Annotated in this window: 14 protein-coding genes and 1 tRNA gene; 5 read left to right on the top strand and 10 right to left on the bottom strand. The window is 63.2% G+C overall.

Features of this window, described 5'->3' with window-relative positions:
- Positions 1-324: 324 nt before the first annotated feature.
- The gene (locus AC0L2K_RS11990; protein WP_473531434.1) at positions 325-1,407 is read left to right on the top strand and encodes a hypothetical protein; all 1,083 of its coding nucleotides are present in this window, start codon (positions 325-327) and stop codon (positions 1,405-1,407) included.
- A 258-nt stretch (positions 1,408-1,665) separates the two neighbouring features.
- Here AC0L2K_RS11990 and AC0L2K_RS11995 read toward each other — a convergent pair.
- Positions 1,666-1,742 (bottom strand) — tRNA-Pro (locus AC0L2K_RS11995).
- Between the two features lie 203 nt (positions 1,743-1,945).
- Between AC0L2K_RS11995 and AC0L2K_RS12000 the strand changes: the two genes are divergently transcribed.
- The gene (locus AC0L2K_RS12000) at positions 1,946-3,466 is read left to right on the top strand and encodes a phosphomannomutase/phosphoglucomutase (RefSeq protein ID WP_128168021.1); all 1,521 of its coding nucleotides are present in this window, start codon (positions 1,946-1,948) and stop codon (positions 3,464-3,466) included.
- A 270-nt stretch (positions 3,467-3,736) separates the two neighbouring features.
- Here the strand turns inward: AC0L2K_RS12000 and betB are convergent, their stop codons facing one another.
- The 5 genes from betB to betI form a co-directional block, all read right to left on the bottom strand.
- Complete coding sequence (betB, locus tag AC0L2K_RS12005) at positions 3,737-5,200, bottom strand: betaine-aldehyde dehydrogenase (RefSeq protein ID WP_473531435.1); 1,464 nt, start codon at positions 5,198-5,200, stop codon at positions 3,737-3,739.
- Between the two features lie 162 nt (positions 5,201-5,362).
- Positions 5,363-7,015, bottom strand: coding sequence for a choline dehydrogenase (gene betA / locus AC0L2K_RS12010; protein ID WP_473531436.1), 1,653 nt, complete (start codon positions 7,013-7,015; stop codon positions 5,363-5,365).
- A gap of 3 nt (positions 7,016-7,018) precedes the next feature.
- Positions 7,019-8,026 carry a threonine/serine dehydratase gene (locus AC0L2K_RS12015; RefSeq protein ID WP_473531437.1) on the bottom strand — a complete coding sequence of 336 codons (1,008 nt, stop codon included), beginning with the start codon at positions 8,024-8,026 and terminating at the stop codon, positions 7,019-7,021.
- Entirely contained in the window at positions 8,023-9,552 is a 1,530-nt protein-coding gene (gene betC / locus AC0L2K_RS12020; RefSeq protein ID WP_287173937.1) for a choline-sulfatase, read from the bottom strand. Before betC ends, AC0L2K_RS12015 begins: the two co-directional genes overlap by 4 nt.
- Positions 9,549-10,139: a choline-binding transcriptional repressor BetI gene (gene betI, locus AC0L2K_RS12025; RefSeq protein ID WP_287289196.1), complete on the bottom strand. Its 591-nt coding sequence runs from the start codon at positions 10,137-10,139 to the stop codon at positions 9,549-9,551. Before betI ends, betC begins: the two co-directional genes overlap by 4 nt.
- Before the next feature lie 225 nt (positions 10,140-10,364).
- Between betI and AC0L2K_RS12030 the strand changes: the two genes are divergently transcribed.
- From AC0L2K_RS12030 to greA, 3 genes are all read left to right on the top strand, one after another.
- Positions 10,365-11,531 carry an acetyl-CoA acetyltransferase gene (locus tag AC0L2K_RS12030; protein WP_473531438.1) on the top strand — a complete coding sequence of 389 codons (1,167 nt, stop codon included), beginning with the start codon at positions 10,365-10,367 and terminating at the stop codon, positions 11,529-11,531.
- Between the two features lie 126 nt (positions 11,532-11,657).
- The gene (locus AC0L2K_RS12035; RefSeq protein ID WP_473531439.1) at positions 11,658-12,662 is read left to right on the top strand and encodes an asparaginase; all 1,005 of its coding nucleotides are present in this window, start codon (positions 11,658-11,660) and stop codon (positions 12,660-12,662) included.
- A gap of 167 nt (positions 12,663-12,829) precedes the next feature.
- The gene (gene greA, locus AC0L2K_RS12040; RefSeq protein WP_287244318.1) at positions 12,830-13,303 is read left to right on the top strand and encodes a transcription elongation factor GreA; all 474 of its coding nucleotides are present in this window, start codon (positions 12,830-12,832) and stop codon (positions 13,301-13,303) included.
- A 119-nt stretch (positions 13,304-13,422) separates the two neighbouring features.
- Here the strand turns inward: greA and AC0L2K_RS12045 are convergent, their stop codons facing one another.
- The 4 genes from AC0L2K_RS12045 to AC0L2K_RS12060 all read right to left on the bottom strand — a co-directional run bounded on the left by AC0L2K_RS12045 (position 13,423) and on the right by AC0L2K_RS12060 (position 17,661).
- A complete protein-coding gene (locus tag AC0L2K_RS12045) occupies positions 13,423-13,812 on the bottom strand; it encodes a type II toxin-antitoxin system death-on-curing family toxin (protein WP_287239333.1) in 390 nt (129 codons plus the stop codon).
- Positions 13,809-14,030 carry an AbrB/MazE/SpoVT family DNA-binding domain-containing protein gene (locus AC0L2K_RS12050; RefSeq protein ID WP_128168029.1) on the bottom strand — a complete coding sequence of 74 codons (222 nt, stop codon included), beginning with the start codon at positions 14,028-14,030 and terminating at the stop codon, positions 13,809-13,811. Before AC0L2K_RS12050 ends, AC0L2K_RS12045 begins: the two co-directional genes overlap by 4 nt.
- 71 nt (positions 14,031-14,101) lie before the next feature.
- Positions 14,102-16,225: a methylmalonyl-CoA mutase gene (gene scpA / locus AC0L2K_RS12055; protein WP_473531440.1), complete on the bottom strand. Its 2,124-nt coding sequence runs from the start codon at positions 16,223-16,225 to the stop codon at positions 14,102-14,104.
- The gene (locus tag AC0L2K_RS12060) at positions 16,222-17,661 is read right to left on the bottom strand and encodes a methylmalonyl-CoA mutase subunit beta (RefSeq protein ID WP_473531441.1); all 1,440 of its coding nucleotides are present in this window, start codon (positions 17,659-17,661) and stop codon (positions 16,222-16,224) included. Before AC0L2K_RS12060 ends, scpA begins: the two co-directional genes overlap by 4 nt.
- Positions 17,662-17,685: the final 24 nt, after the last annotated feature.

Here is a 17,685-nt window from a genome sequence, read left to right on the forward strand (position 1 = left end):
GCTCGGATATGATCCCTCCCATCGGCAGAGCCATTAGAAGCTACGACACGTACGGGCGAAATGACAGCTTTGGGTCAGGTCACGACGATGCCCACACCAACTTGAATGTCCGCTGTTGAATATTCGCAGCCCGAAGCTGCCAGTCCGCTGTCGGCCAAAAATGACCATGAACGCCGAGGTTTGGTGGAAAACGGAACGTCCGCTGTCGGCCACCCTCCAGCAAATTTCCACCACATCCCAGAACTAACGATCGCTTCATCGGGATTGGCTGATAGCTTCGGCACGTCTTGGCATGCATGACTGCGGGAGGATGCCCCCTTGAGAATGAGATATCTGCTAGCAGCCTCACTCGTTGTGGCGATCGTCCTGACGCTCAGATGGGAATGGCTGGAGCCCCATCACTTCGAGGATGACGTCATGCGAGCCGCGCTGGCGGAGGAAGTTCGCCGGGACGACACCCGCTGCCCGCTCAGCAGCAAAGCTGTTGAGCAGGCTCGGCCATGGGTTCTTGCAGCCTGCGCGGCAGGCGGGCTCGGCTGGCATGAGGCAGCGGCGAAATATGGCGACGATGCAGCCAGAGTGCTCCTCGTCTATGGCGAGGATGCGGATTTCGTGGAGGTTTTCGACCGTCTCGGCCATCCGGTCGTGCCGGTGATTGCTTACTTCGTGAAGAATGGATCGTCGCAGTACTTGTTGCAGGAAACCATCGGTCAGGGCCTCTCGAGCCTGTGGGACGACCGGCAGGTGGGATTCGGCCTCGCCCAGATTTCGCCGGAGCAATATGGGCTTATTGCCATTCGCGAGCTCAAGGATCGCGGGCATGAGATGCTGTCGGAGTTCGAGATCGTTGACGGAACAGCAGTCCGCAGACAGCTCACCCGCACGCTGCTTGGTGCGAAGAACATAGTCCTGGGCGGCGTTTCCGACCTGGAAGGGGTGATCACCCGCGGCGAGCGGCTTCCGACCTGGGACGAGATGGGTTGGGCGGCCTTCGATGCGGCAATCGTCGTCGGGGGCATGGGCGCCGCAGCCAAGGCATTGCGGGTTGCGAGGGCACCGGTGGCCGCAGCTGGTCGCGGAACTGTGCGGATCTCACATCTGAGGGCTGCAGGCAAAGGTGCGTTCCAATCGCTTTCCGCCGTCGGTACCGCAGCCGGTGTCGCCGCCGTCGTCGCACTTCCCTATGTGGCGATCACGCGACCTCACCTTCTGACAAACGCGGCCGGTTGGATAGCCGAACAAGCAGGTCTCCCGGCCTGGCTCGGCGCCTTTGCGGCCTACCTTATACTCTGTCTTGTCCTGGCTTCTCTGCTGAGGATGGTTCTGGCGCCGCTGGCCTGGACGCTGCGAACGCTGGGCAAGATCGTTGGACGATTCGCCGGTGCCGGCGGTGTCCGATCCGCCTAAGTCCCGGGCACAGCGCCAATGGTGCGCGAAGCAGACATAGTTTAGATGGCGCGGCCTCAGATTCTGCAAAATCGCGAGTGGGTATGTGCCGGAACAGCCGACCTGGGGTTGGCGGGTGAAATGGCAGCAATAGCGTGTCGCAGTTAAATAGTTATGCGTCTGCCAGCTCCATCGAGCGGCCTAGATGCTTTTCCATCTTTTCAGTGGGGATATCTGTGGGGCAGGCAGAATTCGGGATGCCTAACCCATTGTTTTTTCTGGTCGGAGTGGCAGGATTTGAACCTGCGACCCCATCGTCCCGAACGATGTGCGCTACCAGGCTGCGCTACACTCCGTGACCAGACCGCGGGCTTATAGCCGCCGTACTTCGTTCCTGCAAGCACCAATGGCAGCGCTTCTGTCGCATTTCTTGCCGTTTCGCTCTAACGTCATACAGGTTTCAGTTCCCTGCGGGATAAACACCGCTTAACGGCTCGTGTTATAGGCATGGCCACCTGCGTTGAAACCACTCTGAATCCAGCCGCTTGGAGTTGCTGTCTTGTCCCTGAAGATCGTTAGTGAAGCCCTTCCCAACACCTTCGAGTTTGAAACCTCGGCGCTGATCAAGGCGTCCGGCTTTCGTGAGTATGATGCGCGCTGGTGGTTCGGCCATCCGGGCTCTGCCGAGCCGCCGGAGCTCAACCTGATCGGTGTCCAGGCGCTTGGCATGGGGCTCGGCACGCTGATCCGGCGCCTGGGCGCCGGACCAGATATCGTGACCGGGCATGATTTCCGCTCCTATTCGCTGGCGATCAAGCTGGCGCTGGTTTCCGGGCTGATGGCGGCCGGCGCGCGGGTTAGGGATATCGGGTTGGCGCTATCGCCGATGGCTTATTTCGCCCAGTTCGCGCTCGACACGCCGTCTGTCGCCATGGTCACCGCCTCGCACAACGAGAACGGCTGGAGCGGCGTCAAGATGGGGGCGGCGCGTCCGCTGACTTTCGGTCCGGAGGAAATGAGCGCATTGAAGGCGATCGTGCTTGCCGGCGACTTCGACCTGGTCGGCGGCGGCTCCTATGACTTCGTTGCGGATTTCCGCAAGATCTATCTCGACGACCTGACCCGCGACAAGCGCATAGCGAGAAAGCTCAAGGTGGTCGCCGCCTGCGGCAACGGCACTGCCGGCGCTTTTGCACCTGAAGCGCTGGAACGGATCGGCTGCGAGGTGATCCCGCTCGATGTCGAGCTCGATCATAGGTTTCCGAACTACAACCCCAATCCCGAAGACATGAAGATGCTGCACGCGATCCGCGACAAGGTGCTGGAGACAGGAGCAGATGTCGGGCTTGGCTTCGACGGCGATGGCGACCGCTGCGGCGTGGTCGACAATGAAGGCAACGAGATCTTCGCCGACAAGGTCGGCGTCATGCTCGCGCGCGACATTGCGCGCCTGCATCCAGGCTCGACCTTCGTCGTCGACGTCAAGTCGACCGGATTGTTCAATACCGACGCCGCGCTGCGCGCCGATGGCGCCGTCACCGATTATTGGAAGACCGGCCACTCCTATATAAAGCGGCGCGTGGCCGAGCTTGGCGCCATCGCCGGTTTCGAGAAATCCGGTCATTTCTTCTTCAACCCGCCGATCGGGCGCGGCTATGATGATGGTCTGATCACAGCCATCGCCATCTGCGAGATGCTGGATCGCAGCCCGACAAGCAGCATGGCCGATCTCTATCGCGACCTGCCGCTGACTTTCGGCACGCCGACCATGTCGCCGCACTGCGCCGACGAGCTGAAATATGGCGTGGTCGAGCGGGTCGTTTCCGACTTTCAAGCCATGAAGCATGACGGCGCCATCTTCGCCGGCCAGAAGATCGCCGAGCTGATCACCGTCAATGGCGTTCGCGTCGTTGCCGAGGACGGCACCTGGGGCCTGGTGCGGGCGTCGTCGAACAAGCCGGAGCTTGTCGTCGTGGTGGAGAGCCCGGTGTCGTCCGAACGGCGCCGGCAGATGTTCGAAGCCGTCGATGCGGTGCTGCGCCGCAGCCCTGAGGTCGGCGCCTACAACCAGACCTTCTAAGAGACTGTTTGGAAATTCTACTCTGGCGGCCATCTGATGGCGTTTTCTGCGCTTCCGGCGCTCACGGACCAGCGCATGACCCGGAAACCGATTTCGGTTTCCGGAAAGGATCATGCGCCAACCAAAGTGTTAGAGCGTCCTTTGCGCGTCAAATGGACGCGCGGCACTCTAATGTCCGCTGCGCGCCGGTTCTCGAAACCACCACCATATGACTCGCCAGAGCGAATTTCGAACAGTCTCTAAGGTCTCCGGACGGCGGCGCGGTGAGCCTCAATAGGGGCTCGCAACGTCGCCGGTCTCGACATAGACCGACTTCAACTGCGAATAGAGTGCCAACGCGGCAAGCGAGTTTTCTCGCCCGATTCCTGACTGCTTGAAGCCGCCGAAGGGAATTTCGACCGGCGTCAGGTTGTAGGCGTTGATCCAGCAGGTGCCGGCCTGCAGCTCGGCGATGACGCGGTGGGCGCGCGGCAGGTCGCGCGTGAACACGCCGGCGGCAAGGCCGAATTCGGTATCGTTGGCGCGGTCGATCACCTCGTCCTCACCGTCGAATTTCAGCACGCTCATGACAGGCCCGAAAATCTCCTCGCGCGCGATGCGCATCGTGTCGGTGACGCCGGTGAAGACCGTCGGCTCGACGAAGAAGCCGCCTTGGAAACCTTGCAGCGAAGGTACATTGCCGCCGCAGGCGAGCACAGCGCCATCTTGCTTGCCGGCCTCGATATAGCCGATGACCTTTTCATGCTGCGCCTTGGAGACCAGCGGCCCCATCTGCGTTTCCTGGTCAAGCGGATCGCCGATACGGATTTTCTTGGTCCGCTCGACCAGCCGTTCGACGAAACGGTCGTGGATGCCCTTCTGCACGAACACCCGCGTGCCGTTGGAGCAGATCTGGCCGGCCGAATAGAAATTGCCGAGCATGGCGCCGCCGATGGCATTTTCGAGATCGGCATCGTCGAAGACGATCAGCGGCGACTTGCCGCCAAGCTCCATGGTGGCATGCTTCATCTTCGAGCCGGCGAGCGACAGCACCTTGCGGCCGGTCGGCACCGAGCCGGTCACCGAAACCTTGGCGACGACATCGTGGCCGACGAGGCCGGCGCCGACATCGCCATAGCCCTGCACGACGTTGAACAGCCCATCGGGCAGGCCGGCCTCGGTGTAGATTTCGGCGAGCGCCAGCGCCGACAGCGGCGTGTTCTCCGACGGCTTGAACACCATGGCGTTGCCCATGGCGAGTGCCGGCGCCGATTTCCAGCCGGCGATCTGGATCGGGTAGTTCCAGGCGCCGATGCCGACGCAGACGCCCAGCGCCTCGCGCCTTGTATAGGCAAAGGCGCCGCCGAGATCAACGGACTCGCCATTATAGGCAGCGACCGCGCCGCCGAAATATTCGAGGCAGTCGGCTGCCGATGGCGCGTCCGCCACCAGCGTCTCCTGGATCGCCTTGCCGGTATCCAGCGTCTCGATGCGCGCCAGGTCGGCGTTGCGCACGCGCAATATGTCGGCGGCGCGGCGCAGGATGCGCCCGCGCTCGACCGGCTTCAGCCGCGCCCAGGCCGGTTGTGCTGCACGCGCTGCTTCGATCGCCAGTTCCAGCACGTTCGGCGTCGCCGAACGCAGCATCGCGATGGTCTCGCCGGTTGCCGGATAGATGACCGCCAGCGGCGCACCTTGCTCATCGTCGATGTAGCGTCCGTTGACATAGTGCGATGCCTTTGGCTGGGCGCGCATGGGACCTTCTCCAAATTGTCTTTCGATGCGACCGGCGGGCAGACACCGCCGGATCATCGCTTATCGCATCGGCCCGAAAATCGGAATCGATTTTCGGAAAGCACGATGCGAGGACTAAAAAAGCGATAGAGCGCTTGTGCGTCCGAATGGACGAACGTCGTTCTATCGATCCGACACCTGCCAGCGCGGATTGATCCATGGTTCCTGGTTGGACGGCGCCAGCGGCGTGCGGCCGAGAATGTGGTCGGCGGCCTTTTCGCCGGTCATGATTGACGGCGCGTTGAGATTGCCGTTGGTGACGCGCGGGAAGATCGAAGAATCGGCGATCCGCAGCCCGTCGACGCCGATGACACGGCATTGCGGATCGACGACGCTCATCGGATCATCCTTGCGGCCCATCTTGCAAGTGCCGCAAGGGTGGTAGGCGCTTTCGGCGTGATCGCGGATGAAGGCATCGAGATCGTCGTCCGACTGCACGTGCGAGCCCGGCGAGATCTCCTTGCCGCGATAGGCATCGAAGGCCGACTGGCCGAAGATCTCGCGCGTCAGCCGGATGCAGTGGCGGAACTCGATCCAGTCGTCCGGATGCGACATGTAGTTGAAACGGATCACCGGCTTCGAGCCGGGATCGGGCGAGCGCAGCGTGACGGAACCGCGCGACTTTGATCGCATCGGCCCGACATGCGCCTGGAAACCATGCGCTTTCGCCGCCGCCTTGCCGTCATAGCGGACCGCCGCCGGGATGAAATGATACTGGATGTCGGGATAGTCGACGCCGGCGCGCGAGCGCACGAAGGCGGCCGCCTCGAAATGGTTGGTTGCGCCGAGGCCCGATTTGAAGAACAGCCATTGCGCGCCGATCAGCGCCTTGGAGAACGGGTTCAGCACCGAATTCAGCGTGATCGGCTGCGTCGATTCCTGCTGGATGTAGAGTTCCATATGGTCCTGCAGGTTGCGGCCGACGCCGGGCCGTTCGGCGACCACCGGAATGCCGTATTCCCTCAGATGTTGGGCCGGGCCGATGCCGGACAGCATCAGGATCTTGGGCGAATTGATCGAGGAGGCGGCAACGATCACTTCACGCCGCGCCTTGATCACCTGAATCCGTCTGCGCACTTCGATCTCGACACCGGTGGCGCGTTGATTCTCGATGATCACCCGTCGGGCGAAGCCCTTGACCAGGCTTACATTTTTCCGCCTCAGCGCCGGCCTGAGATAGGCACTCGCCGCCGACCAGCGGCGGCCGCCGCGAATGGTCTGCTCCATCGGACCAAAGCCTTCCTGCTTCGCGCCGTTGTAGTCGTCGGTCAGCTCGAAGCCGGCCTGACGGCCTGCCTCGACGAAGGCGCCGTAGAGTGGATTCGTCCTTGAGCCGCGCTGCACGGTCAGCGGGCCGCCGTGGCCGCGCCAGCCATTCTCGCCGCCGTTGGCGTCCTCCATGCGCTTGAAGTAGGGGAGCACGTCGGCAAACCCCCAGCCAGCCGCGCCCTGTTCGGCCCAATGGTCGAAATCGCGGGCGTGACCGCGTACATAGACCATGCCGTTGATCGAGGACGAGCCGCCGATGACCTTGCCGCGCGGCGTCGCCAGCACACGGCCGCCGAGATGCGGCTCCGGCTCGCTGGCAAAACCCCAGTCGTAGAGGCTCATATTGAGCGGGATCGACAGCGCCGACGGCATCTGGATCAGCGGCCCGATGTCGCTGCCGCCAAATTCGATGACGATCACCGAATATTTGCCATCCTCCGACAGCCGGTAGGCCATGGCCGAGCCGGCCGAGCCGGCGCCGATGATGACGAAATCCGCCTCAAGCATGGTTCATATGCGCCCATCGTTCATATGCGTCATGAAATCGGCGAGCGAGACATTGCCGCCGGTTGCCACCACGAGCACGCTCTTGCCGCTCACATCCACCTTGCCGCCGAGCAGCGCCGCCAGCGATGCAGCGCCCGAAGGTTCCAGCACCAGCTTCAACCGTTCGAAGGCGACGCGCATCGCGCCGCGCACCGATTGATCGTCGACGGTGATGCCGCGAACGCCCGCGGTCCTGACCGCCGCGAACGGCGCGTCGCCGGGCCTGCGCGCCATCAGCCCGTCGCATATCGATTTCGGCCCGATCGGCATGGTTTCGATGACGCCATGCGCCAGCGACGCGCCCATTCCGTCGAAACCTTCCGGCTCGACGCCAATGATCTCGGTCGCCGCCGACAGATAGTGGAAAGCCAGCGAAACGCCGCCGATCAGCCCGCCGCCGCCGACCGCGCAGAACAGCAGATCGGCGCTGGCATTCCTGGCATCGAGTTGCTCGAGTGCCTCCAGCCCGGCACCAGCCTGGCCGGCGACGATCTCGGGGTCATCGAACGGATGCAGCAGCGCCAGCCCCTCGGTCTCGGCGATCTCTCGCGCCGTGGCGGCCGCAACCTCCTCACGCGCGCGCTCGCCATGGTCGGTCAGCACCACGCGCGCGCCATAGCCGGTCGTTGCGTCGCGCTTGGCGGCCGGCGCGTCGATCGGCATGACGATCGTCACTGGAATGCCCAGCGCCTGGCCGGCGGCGGCCAGCCCTTGCGCAAAATTGCCCGAGGAATAGGCGACGACGCCCTTCCTGGCTTCATCGGGCGAAAGCCGCTTCAGCCGCCAATAGGCGCCGCGCACCTTGAAGGAACCCGCCCATTGCAGCGACTCCGGCTTGACGAAGACGCGCAAGGCGCCGGTCTCTCTGGCCAAGGCCGCCGATTCCAGCAGCGGCGTGATCTGCGTCGCCTTGGCGGTGACGGCATAGGCCTGTTTGAGGTGATCGAGGGAGGGGACCTGGGTTGTCATCATTCGCCTCGTGGAAAGCGCTTCTGCTCTTCGAGCAGGTCGAGGTTCATGTGGTTGCGCATGTAACGTTCCGAGGCCTTCTGCAGCGGCTGGAATTCCCAGGGGTAATGCGTGCCGTTGCGCAGCGCCGGATAGACCACCCAGCGGCGCGCCTGGCTGGCGCGTACGGCGGCATCGAAGGCAGCCATGTCCCAGCGCGCCCGGACCTTATCGGTGAAAGAAGCCACCAAAGCCGCGTGCGCCGGGTCGGCGGCGAGGTTGGTCAATTCCCGCGGATCCGATTCAAGATCAAACAGTTGCGGCGGATCGATCTCGCAATGGATGAATTTGTAACGGCCCTCGCGGATCGCCACCATCGGTGCGTTGGAGCCTTCGGCCGCATATTCCATCAGCACAGGTTCAGTGCGCGTCTTGCCGTCGAGCAGCGGCAGCAGCGACTGGCCGTCGGTCCATGGCGCAATCCCGCTCATGTCGATGCCGGCGAGGTCGCAAAGCGTCGGCACGACGTCGAGATTGGAGACCGGTGCGTCGATCAGGATGGCCGAAATGTCTTTTCCGGCGATCATCAGCGGCACCCGCGCCGAGCCCTCGAAGAAGCACATCTTGAACCACAGGCCGCGCTCGCCGAGCATGTCGCCGTGATCGGAGCAGAACAGGATGATCGTGTCGTCGAGCATCCGCGTGCGCTCGAGCACCGACAGCAGTTCGCCGACCTTGTCGTCGAGATAGGAGATGCTGGCGAAATAGCCGCGCCGCGCGCGGCGGATCTGCTCGCCGGTGATGTCGAAACTGTCATAGTCGCTGGCGCGGTAAAGCCGCTGCGAATGCGGATCCTGTTCGTCATAGGGGATGAAGCCGACTTCCGGCTCGAGCGCCGGGCAATCCTCGTAGAGATCCCAATAGCGCCGGCGCGCGACATAGGGGTCGTGCGGATGGGTGAAGGAGACGGTCAGGCACCACGGCCGGCGCGCGGCATCGTCCGAGACGCGGGCGAAATCATAAAGCTTCTGCACCGCGTGAAAAGCGACTTCGTCGTCATATTCCATCTGGTTGGTGATCTCGGCGACGCCGGCGCCGGCCACCGAGCCGAGATTGTGATACCACCAGTCGATCCGCTCGCCGGGCTTGCGATAATCCGGCGTCCAACCGAAATCGGCCGGATAGATGTCGGTGGTCAGCCGCTCCTCGAAACCATGCAACTGATCCGGCCCGACGAAATGCATCTTGCCGGACAGGCAGGCGTGGTAGCCGGCGGCACGCAGATGATGCGCATAGGTCGGGATCGACGAGGCGAATTCGGCGGCATTGTCATAGACCTCGGTGCGCGACGGCAACTGGCCGCTCATGAACGCCGCACGGCCCGGCGCGCAGAGCGGCGAGGCGGTGTAATTGTTCTTGAAGCGCGCCGAACGAGCCGCCAGCGCCTTCAGATGCGGCGCATGCAGGAAGTCCGCCGGCCCATCCGGGAACAATGTGCCGTTGAGCTGATCGACCATGACGATCAGAAAATTGGGTCGCTTCGACGTCACTGCGCGCTCCGCCGGCCGAGTTTCGTTTCGAGATAGTCCTCGATCAGCGCGATCGCGGTCGCGGCATTGGGCACGCCGTCCTTCAGCGCGCGCCTGATGTAGAGCCCGTCGATCAGCGCCGCTGTCGCCTCGGCGACGCGGTCGGCTTCGCTTCTCGGCAGGATGCAGGTCAGCCCGCTCAACAGATTGGAATGCAGGCGTCGCGCATAGACCTTGAGCAGCCGGCGCAGCGCTGGCGATTTCTGCGCCTCGACATAGAAGGCGAGCCAGGCGGCTATCGTTTCCGGCTGGAACTGGGCGTCGGAGAAATTGACCGCGACCACCGCCGAAACGCGCTGGCGTGGCGTGCTGGCCGATCGAAGCGCGCGCCGCATGTCGGCGGTCAACTCGGCCAGGATGTGCCGCATCGTCGCCAGCAAAAGTTCGTCCTTGGCGCCGAAATAGTGATGGGCGAGCGCCGAGGACACCCCGGCTCGACCGGCGATTTCCGACATCGTCACATCAAGCGAACCGCGCTCGCCGATCGCCGAGATCGTCGCGTCGATCAGCGCCCTGCGGCGCAGCGGCTCCATTCCGATTTTCGGCATCTTTGCTCCGGTCCGTTGCGGCAAGATTATTTTTTATTGACGGATCAATCAACAAAAATCCGACGCGATTGTGTGGCAAATGTCGGCTGCCGTGACCAGATATCAAGATCAAGTGGTTGTGTGGTTCTGGCCCCTTTACGAAGTCGCTGGAACGGTTCATTCTTGAACAATGTTGATAGCGCGCCGCCACATCGCGTAGCCCGGCCCGCAGGGATGGAGATAACCATGACAGCATGCATCGTCGGCTGGGCGCATTCGCGCTTCGGCAAGCTCGAAGGCGAGACGCTGGAGGGTCTGATCACCAAGGTGGCTAGCGAGGCGCTCGAACATGCCGGCATCGGTCCGGACGAGGTCGACGAGATTGTGCTCGGCCACTTCAATGCCGGCTTTTCCGCACAGGATTTCACCGCAAGCTTGGTCCTGCAGGCCGACGACCGGCTGCGCTTCAAGCCGGCGACGCGGGTCGAGAACGCCTGCGCCACCGGCTCGGCGGCGGTCAGGCAAGGCATCCGTGCCATCGACGCCAATGCGGCGCGCATCGTGCTGGTGGTCGGCGCCGAGCAGATGACGACGACATCAGGTCCAGAAATCGGCAAGAATCTTCTCAAGGCCTCTTATCTGCCCGAAGAGGGCGACACGCCGGCAGGCTTCGCCGGCGTTTTCGGCCAGATCGCGCAAGCCTACTTCCAACGCTATGGCGACCAGTCGGACGCGCTGGCAATGATCGCCGCCAAGAACCACAGGAACGGCGTCGACAATCCCTATGCGCAGATGCGCAAGGATTTCGGCTATGAGTTCTGCCGGCACGAGAGCGAGAAGAACCCCTTCGTCGCCGGTCCCCTGAAGCGTACCGACTGCTCGCTGGTCTCGGACGGCGCCGCCGCCCTGGTGCTTGCCGACACGGCGACGGCATTGAAGATGCGCCGCGCCGTCGCTTTCCGCGCCAACGAGCATGTGCAGGATTTCCTGCCGATGTCGAAGCGTGACATCCTGGCATTCGAGGGTTGCGAGCAGGCGTGGAACCAGGCGCTGAACAAGGCCGGTGTGACGCTCGACGATTTGTCCTTCGTCGAGACGCATGACTGCTTCACCATCGCCGAGCTGATCGAATATGAGGCGATGGGCCTGGCGAAATCGGGCGAGGGCGCAAAACTGGCGATGGACGGCGAGACGGCGAAGGACGGTCGGCTGCCGATCAATCCGTCAGGCGGGCTGAAGGCCAAGGGCCATCCAATCGGCGCCACCGGCGTCTCGATGCATGTGCTGAGCGCGATGCAGCTCGTCGGCGAGGCCGGCGGCATCCAGGTGCCCGGAGCAAAGCTCGGCGGCATCTTCAATATGGGCGGCGCCGCCGTCGCCAACTACGTTTCCATTCTCGATCGGATCAGATAAAAGCGGCCCGCATTACAGCGCCGCGCGTCCTTCCGGACGCGCAAAGGACGCTGTAACATTTTGATTTGACGCATGATCCTCGAAATCGAATCCGATTTTTCGAGGTCATGCGTTAGCGGGGAACTCATGACGAATCCGGTTCTGGTCGAAGTTTTGCGCGGCACCGTGGTCGAGAGCGCGCATCGTGGCGCCATTGCGGTCTTCGATGCCGACGGCACGCCGGTCTGGGAAATCGGCGATACGACCCGTCCGGTGTTCCCGCGCTCGGCGGTCAAGGCGATCCAGGCGCTGCCGCTGGTCGAAAGCGGCGCCGCCGATGCGTACGGTTTCGGCGACCGCGAACTGGCGCTGGCCTGCGCTTCGCATTCCGGCGAGCCGGCGCATGTCGAACTGGCGCGGGCGATGCTGGCCAAAGCCGGGCTGGACGACACGGCGCTGGAATGCGGCGCGCATTGGCCGTCAAGCCATGACGCGACAGTTGCGCTCGCCCGTGCCGGCACCTCGCCAAACGCGCTGCACAACAATTGTTCTGGCAAGCATGCGGGCTTTCTCTGCACCTGCGTCCACGCCGGCGTCGCTCATCGCGGCTATGTCAAATCAGGCCATGCCTCGCAGGACATGGTGCGAGATGCAATGCAAGCGGTGACCGGTGCTGCCCATGATGTCGATCATTGCGGCACTGACGGCTGCTCGATCCCGACCTATGCCGTGCCGCTACGCAGCTTCGCGCTCGGCTTTGCCCGCATGGCGACAGGTATTGGCTTTGAACCCATTCGCGCCAAAGCCGCAAAGCGGCTGCTTTCCGCCTGCATGGCCGAGCCATTTTTCGTCGCTGGGACGGGCAGGGCTGATGTTGCGCTGATGCAGGCCGCGTCAGGCCGGATTTTTGTGAAGGGAGGGGCCGAAGGCGTCTATTGCGCGGCACTTCCCGAGCTTGGCCTTGGCATTGCGCTGAAATGCGATGATGGCGCCGGCCGCGCCGCTGAAGTCATGGTCGCGGCCTGCATGGCCAAGGTTTTGCACGCCGACAAGGCGCTGGCGGCGATACTGGTCGAACAGGCACATCCGCCCGTGGAAAACCGGATCGGCGCCAAGGTCGGCTCACTCCGCCCCACTGCTGCGCTGGGCTGAGAACGGGCTTCGGCTCCCAGGATTGCGTCCGATGGTCAGATGCGCATATCCGCACAGAGTCCGAGTGTCCGGCCGTCGCGCCGCAGGAATCGTGTCACGCCGGATCGGCAGATCCGGTTTGCCGGCAATAGCTTGTGGAGTCGCCACGCGAGGCATAAGCTCGACTGATGAGCAGAGCCTTCACGCGCGAAGAAGATAGCGAAAACGCCATCGCCGGCATCGGCGAGCGGCCGATCAGCCACCATCGCAATCTGGTGACGCAACGCGGCCTGGCGCTGATCGATGCCGAACTGGCTGCCCTGCGCGACGATCTGGGCAGAGCGGAAAAGAGGGCCGACCGCGAGCGCATCGCGCTCATCTCGCGCGACCTGCGCTACTGGACCGCGCGGCGTGAAAGCGCCGAGCTTTCCGTGCCGGATCCGGGCAGCGACCTGGTTCGCTTCGGCATGGGCGTCACGCTGGAAGGCGATGACGGCAGGAAGGTGCACTGGAGGATTGTCGGCGAGGATGAGGCCGATCCGGCCAAGGGGACGATTTCCCATGTTTCACCGATGGCCTTGGCCTTGTTCGGCAAGAGGATCGGCGAAATTGCCGTGGTGAACGGCAGGGAGTGGGAGATTGTGAAGCTCTCCGACAGCTAATGCATGTCGCCCAAGCATGCGGGCCTGACCGGAGGGTGCGCAGCGGTTTTGCGATAGCGACTGCATAAAAACGAGAACTTAAAGCGCGTCGCGGGAATCCATCCCGAACGCGACGCACATTAGCCCTCGACCTTGACGACATGGTCGCGGAAGAACGCCGCAGCACCCGCCTCGTCGATTTCGCCGGCGGCGACGCCCATGACGAACTCATAGATCGTGCCGTTGTCGGCCGTCAGCATATAGCCGTTGACAATCAGGAATGCGCCGGCGGCGACGATGGCCGTGCGCTTGTTGCCGTCGACAAAGGCGTGATTTCTGGCGATGCCGAAGATATAGGCCGCCGCCAGATCCTCGATCGATGGATCACCATAGTTCGCCTTATTCTCGGCTCGGGCGAGCGCCGATTCGAGGGCATTCTCATCCCTCAAACCGTGCGCTCCGCCGTGCCGACGCAACTGCTCGGCGTGCATGGCTTCGACCGCACGCCGGCTCAGGAACTCCCAGCTCATTCGGCGAGCTTCTGAAGCGCGACTTTGTATTTGTCCATGACTTGGCGAGCAGCTTCCATCTGCCGCTCGAAGCTGTCGTCCACTGGCCGAAGGGCGATGCCCTTGCTCGTTTCGACGATCTCAAGCTGATCGCCGGCCTTCAGATTCAGGCGATCGAGAATTTCCTTGGGCAGGATCACGCCTTCGGAATTGCCGATTTTGCGAATGGTCGTGTTCATGGATTCAACCCTTGTTGCAACGCCAATTATAACTCAAATTGTCGGTCGTTGCAACATGGATTATAACAAGTTCAGCCGGCCTGCAGCAGCCTATCCATCAGCCGCTCCGCCGCTTCCGGGATGACGGTGCCTGGCGGGAAGATCTCCACAGCACCCGCCTGCCGTACCGCCTCATGATCTTGCGGCGGGATGACGCCGCCGGCAACGATCAGCATATCGTCGCGGCCAAGCTTCTTCAGCGCGTCCCTGAGTTCGGGAATGAGCGTCAAATGACCCGCGGCCAGCGACGAGGCGCCAATGATATGCACGTCGTGCTCGACGCCAAGCCTGGCGATCTCGTCCGGCGTCTGGAACATCGGCCCGACGGTGACGTCGAAGCCGAGATCGGCAAAGGCGGTGGCGATGACTTTCTGGCCGCGATCGTGGCCATCCTGTCCCATCTTGGCGACGAGAATGCGTGGCTTGCCGCCGGACTTCTCCTCGTACGCGACGATCTTGTCTTGCAGCCGATCGACCGCCGGATTGTCGCCGAGCGCCTTGCGATAGACGCCGGAGATCGTCTGGACGGAGGCGACATGGCGGCCAAAAACCTTTTCCAGCGCCAGTGAAATCTCGCCGACCGTGGCGTTGGCGCGTGCGGCGCGAATGGCGAACTCCAGCAGATTTTCGCCGCTCTCCGCAGCCCGGCTCAGCGCACTCAGTGCGCTCTCGACGGCGCCGACGTCGCGCGTGCCTTTCAGCCGCTGCAGTTTCGACAATTGCCGGGCCCTGACTTCGGCGTTGTCGATCTTCAGCACGTCGACTTTGATATCCGTCTCGGGGCGATAGGCGTTGACGCCGACCAGGATCCGTTCGCCGGAATCGATCCGCGCCTGCGTGCGCGCGGCGGCCTCTTCGATGCGCAGCTTCGGTATGTTTTTTTCGGTTGCGGCGGCCATGCCGCCCAGGCTCTCGACCTCTTCGATATGGGCAAGCGCGCGCGCCGCCAGGTCATGCGTCAGCCGTTCGAGATAGGCAGAGCCGCCCCACGGGTCGATGATGCGGGTGGTGCCGGATTCCTTTTGCAGGATGAGCTGCGTGTTGCGGGCGATGCGGGCCGAATGGTCGGTCGGCAGCGCCATCGCCTCGTCGAAGGCGTTGGTGTGCAGCGATTGTGTATGACCCTGCGTCGCCGCCATCGCCTCGATCATGGTGCGAATGATGTTGTTGTAAGGGTCCTGCGCCGTTAGCGACCAGCCCGAAGTCTGGCAATGGGTGCGCAGCGACAGCGAGCGCTCGTCCTTCGGCGAGAAGTTCTTCAGCATCAGGGTCGACCACAAAAGGCGGGCTGCCCTCAGCTTGGCGACCTCCATGAAGAAGTTCATGCCGATCGCCCAGAAGAAGGACAGGCGCGGCGCAAAACGGTCGATATCGAGACCCGCCGCGATACCGGCGCGGGCATATTCGATTCCATCGGCGATCGTGTAGGCGAGCTCGAGGTCGGCGGTCGCCCCTGCCTCCTGCATGTGATAGCCGGAGATCGAAATCGAATTGAACTTCGGCATGTGCTGCGACGTATAGGAGAAGATGTCCGACACGATCCGCATCGAAGGTTTTGGCGGATAGATGTAGGTGTTGCGCACCATGAACTCTTTCAGAATGTCGTTCTGAATGGTCCCGGCGAGGTCCTTTTGCGCAACGCCCTGTTCTTCCGCGGCGACGATGTAGAGCGCCATGATTGGCAGCACCGCGCCGTTCATGGTCATCGACACCGTCATCTCGTCAAGCGGGATGCCGTCGAAGAGCTGGCGCATGTCGAGGATGGAATCGATGGCGACGCCTGCCATGCCGACATCACCGGCAACGCGCGGATGATCACTGTCGTAGCCGCGATGCGTGGCAAGGTCGAAAGCGACCGACAGTCCCTTCTGGCCGGCCGCGAGGTTGCGCCGGTAAAAGGCGTTCGACTCTTCCGCCGTCGAGAAGCCGGCATATTGCCTGATCGTCCACGGCTGCTGGACATACATGGTCGGGTAGGGGCCGCGCACGAATGGCAGCAGGCCCGGATAAGTGTCGAGATGCGGCAACCCCTTGAGGTCGCCCTGGTTGTACAGATGCTTGATGGCCAGTCCTTCCGGGGTCATCCGCTGGCCCTTGACCTCAATCGGCGCCCGGCGCGGCGCCGACCAGCCGATCTGGCTGAAATCCGGAATCATGATGCTGCTCCGATCGATTGATCGATACGGATCGGAAACAGCGGCTCGCACACCGCGACGCCCTCGGTGACCGAGGGCCGCCGCTCCGCCGCCAAGGTTTCGACCGGACGTTCGATCTTCGACGGGTGAAGCGTCGTGCCGATGATGGCCCGGTCGCCCGCCTGATAGGCGGCATTGCGGCGGGCGGCGGCCGCCTGAACCCGTTTTTGGATGTGTCCTTGCTGCAGGCTGGACAGCACGCCGCCTTCCGCCTCGATCCGCTGGAATTCTTCCCACGCAGCTTCACAGAGTTCGCCAGTCAGCGCTTCAACGGCGCCCGAACCGCAAGCAGGGTCTGCGACATGATCGATATGGCTTTCGTTGGCCATGATCAGTTGCGTATTGCGGGCAACACGGCGGCCAAAGCCCGCCGGCAGGCCATGCGCGATCGTATGAGGCAGGATGGAGACCGAGTCCGCCCCGCCGGCTGCCGCGGCAAAAGCGGCGATCGTGGTGCGCAGGATGTTCGTCTCCGGATCCGCCGAGGTCATCATGCGGAACGATGTCTCGGCATGGATGTTGGCGGTGGCGGCGGAGATCGAGCATGCGTCCTGGACCCGCGCCCACAGCCTGCGCAGGGCCCTGACCTTGGCCATCGATACGAACTGGTCCTGGTCGACGCTCAGCGCAAAGCCGATATGGGGCGCCGCATAGACAAGCGGCTGGCGCGCCTCCTCGAACATCCGGAGATAGGAGACCGCCGAAGCCATCATGGTGCCCAGCTCCTGCGCTTCGGTGGCACCGGCATTGTGGAAGACGCGTCCGTCTGCCTCCAGCAGGACCCCGGGCACGCCCATCGAGAAAAAGTGCGCCAGGGACTGCGGCATCGACGCCTGCAAGGCCTCGATCGACATCCGCAACCGGCCGGTTCCGGCAAAGATCGCCGCCGGGTCGATGCCGAAGGACAGGTTGAGCTTTGCCGGGTCTGACCGGCGCTTGCTCAAGAACGCAACCAGCCAGTCGGCCACGGCGCGGCTCCAGGGATGCGCGTCGATGCGGACCTGGATGCGGTTGAGCGGCACGCCGTCCAGCACGGTCTCCAGCGCCTCGGCAGTCCTCGGCAGGCCGTAGCCGAACGCATTCGGCGCGCCTTCGAAGACAAGCGACAATCCGGTGGCGCCCTGTGCGACGTCCTCCAGGGCCTGGGCTTTGGCGCGGCCGACATCCGGATCGTCGATACGCTGGCTGACGATCCACGGCGATCCGGGGTTTGCCCGTGGGAGAGGCTCTGCGGTGACCGAACGATCATAAAGCGGTTCGATGCGGATGCCATCGTCCGTATGGGATACGAGTTTTTCCTCGAAGGATCCGCCGGCCAGGGCTTTTTCCGCAAGGGCCAGCCACCGCTGCCGGTCAGGGTTCGGAAGTTCGGCATCGTGGTTCAAGGCACCGGCCATCCTCTCTCCTCGTCTTCTCGGCCG

This window comes from Mesorhizobium sp. WSM4817, from assembly GCF_055811135.1.

Coding starts and splice junctions, on each gene's coding strand:
- AC0L2K_RS11990 (WP_473531434.1), top strand. CDS start 325: ATGAGATATCTGCTAGCAGCCTCACTCGTTGTGGCGATCGTCCTGACG.
- betB (WP_473531435.1), bottom strand. CDS start 5,200: ATGCGCGCCCAGCCAAAGGCATCGCACTATGTCAACGGACGCTACATC.
- betA (WP_473531436.1), bottom strand. CDS start 7,015: ATGCTTGAGGCGGATTTCGTCATCATCGGCGCCGGCTCGGCCGGCTCG.
- AC0L2K_RS12015 (WP_473531437.1), bottom strand. CDS start 8,026: ATGATGACAACCCAGGTCCCCTCCCTCGATCACCTCAAACAGGCCTAT.
- betI (WP_287289196.1), bottom strand. CDS start 10,139: ATGCCGAAAATCGGAATGGAGCCGCTGCGCCGCAGGGCGCTGATCGAC.
- AC0L2K_RS12030 (WP_473531438.1), top strand. CDS start 10,365: ATGACAGCATGCATCGTCGGCTGGGCGCATTCGCGCTTCGGCAAGCTC.
- AC0L2K_RS12035 (WP_473531439.1), top strand. CDS start 11,658: ATGACGAATCCGGTTCTGGTCGAAGTTTTGCGCGGCACCGTGGTCGAG.
- greA (WP_287244318.1), top strand. CDS start 12,830: ATGAGCAGAGCCTTCACGCGCGAAGAAGATAGCGAAAACGCCATCGCC.
- AC0L2K_RS12045 (WP_287239333.1), bottom strand. CDS start 13,812: ATGAGCTGGGAGTTCCTGAGCCGGCGTGCGGTCGAAGCCATGCACGCC.
- AC0L2K_RS12050 (WP_128168029.1), bottom strand. CDS start 14,030: ATGAACACGACCATTCGCAAAATCGGCAATTCCGAAGGCGTGATCCTG.
- scpA (WP_473531440.1), bottom strand. CDS start 16,225: ATGATTCCGGATTTCAGCCAGATCGGCTGGTCGGCGCCGCGCCGGGCG.
- AC0L2K_RS12060 (WP_473531441.1), bottom strand. CDS start 17,661: ATGGCCGGTGCCTTGAACCACGATGCCGAACTTCCGAACCCTGACCGG.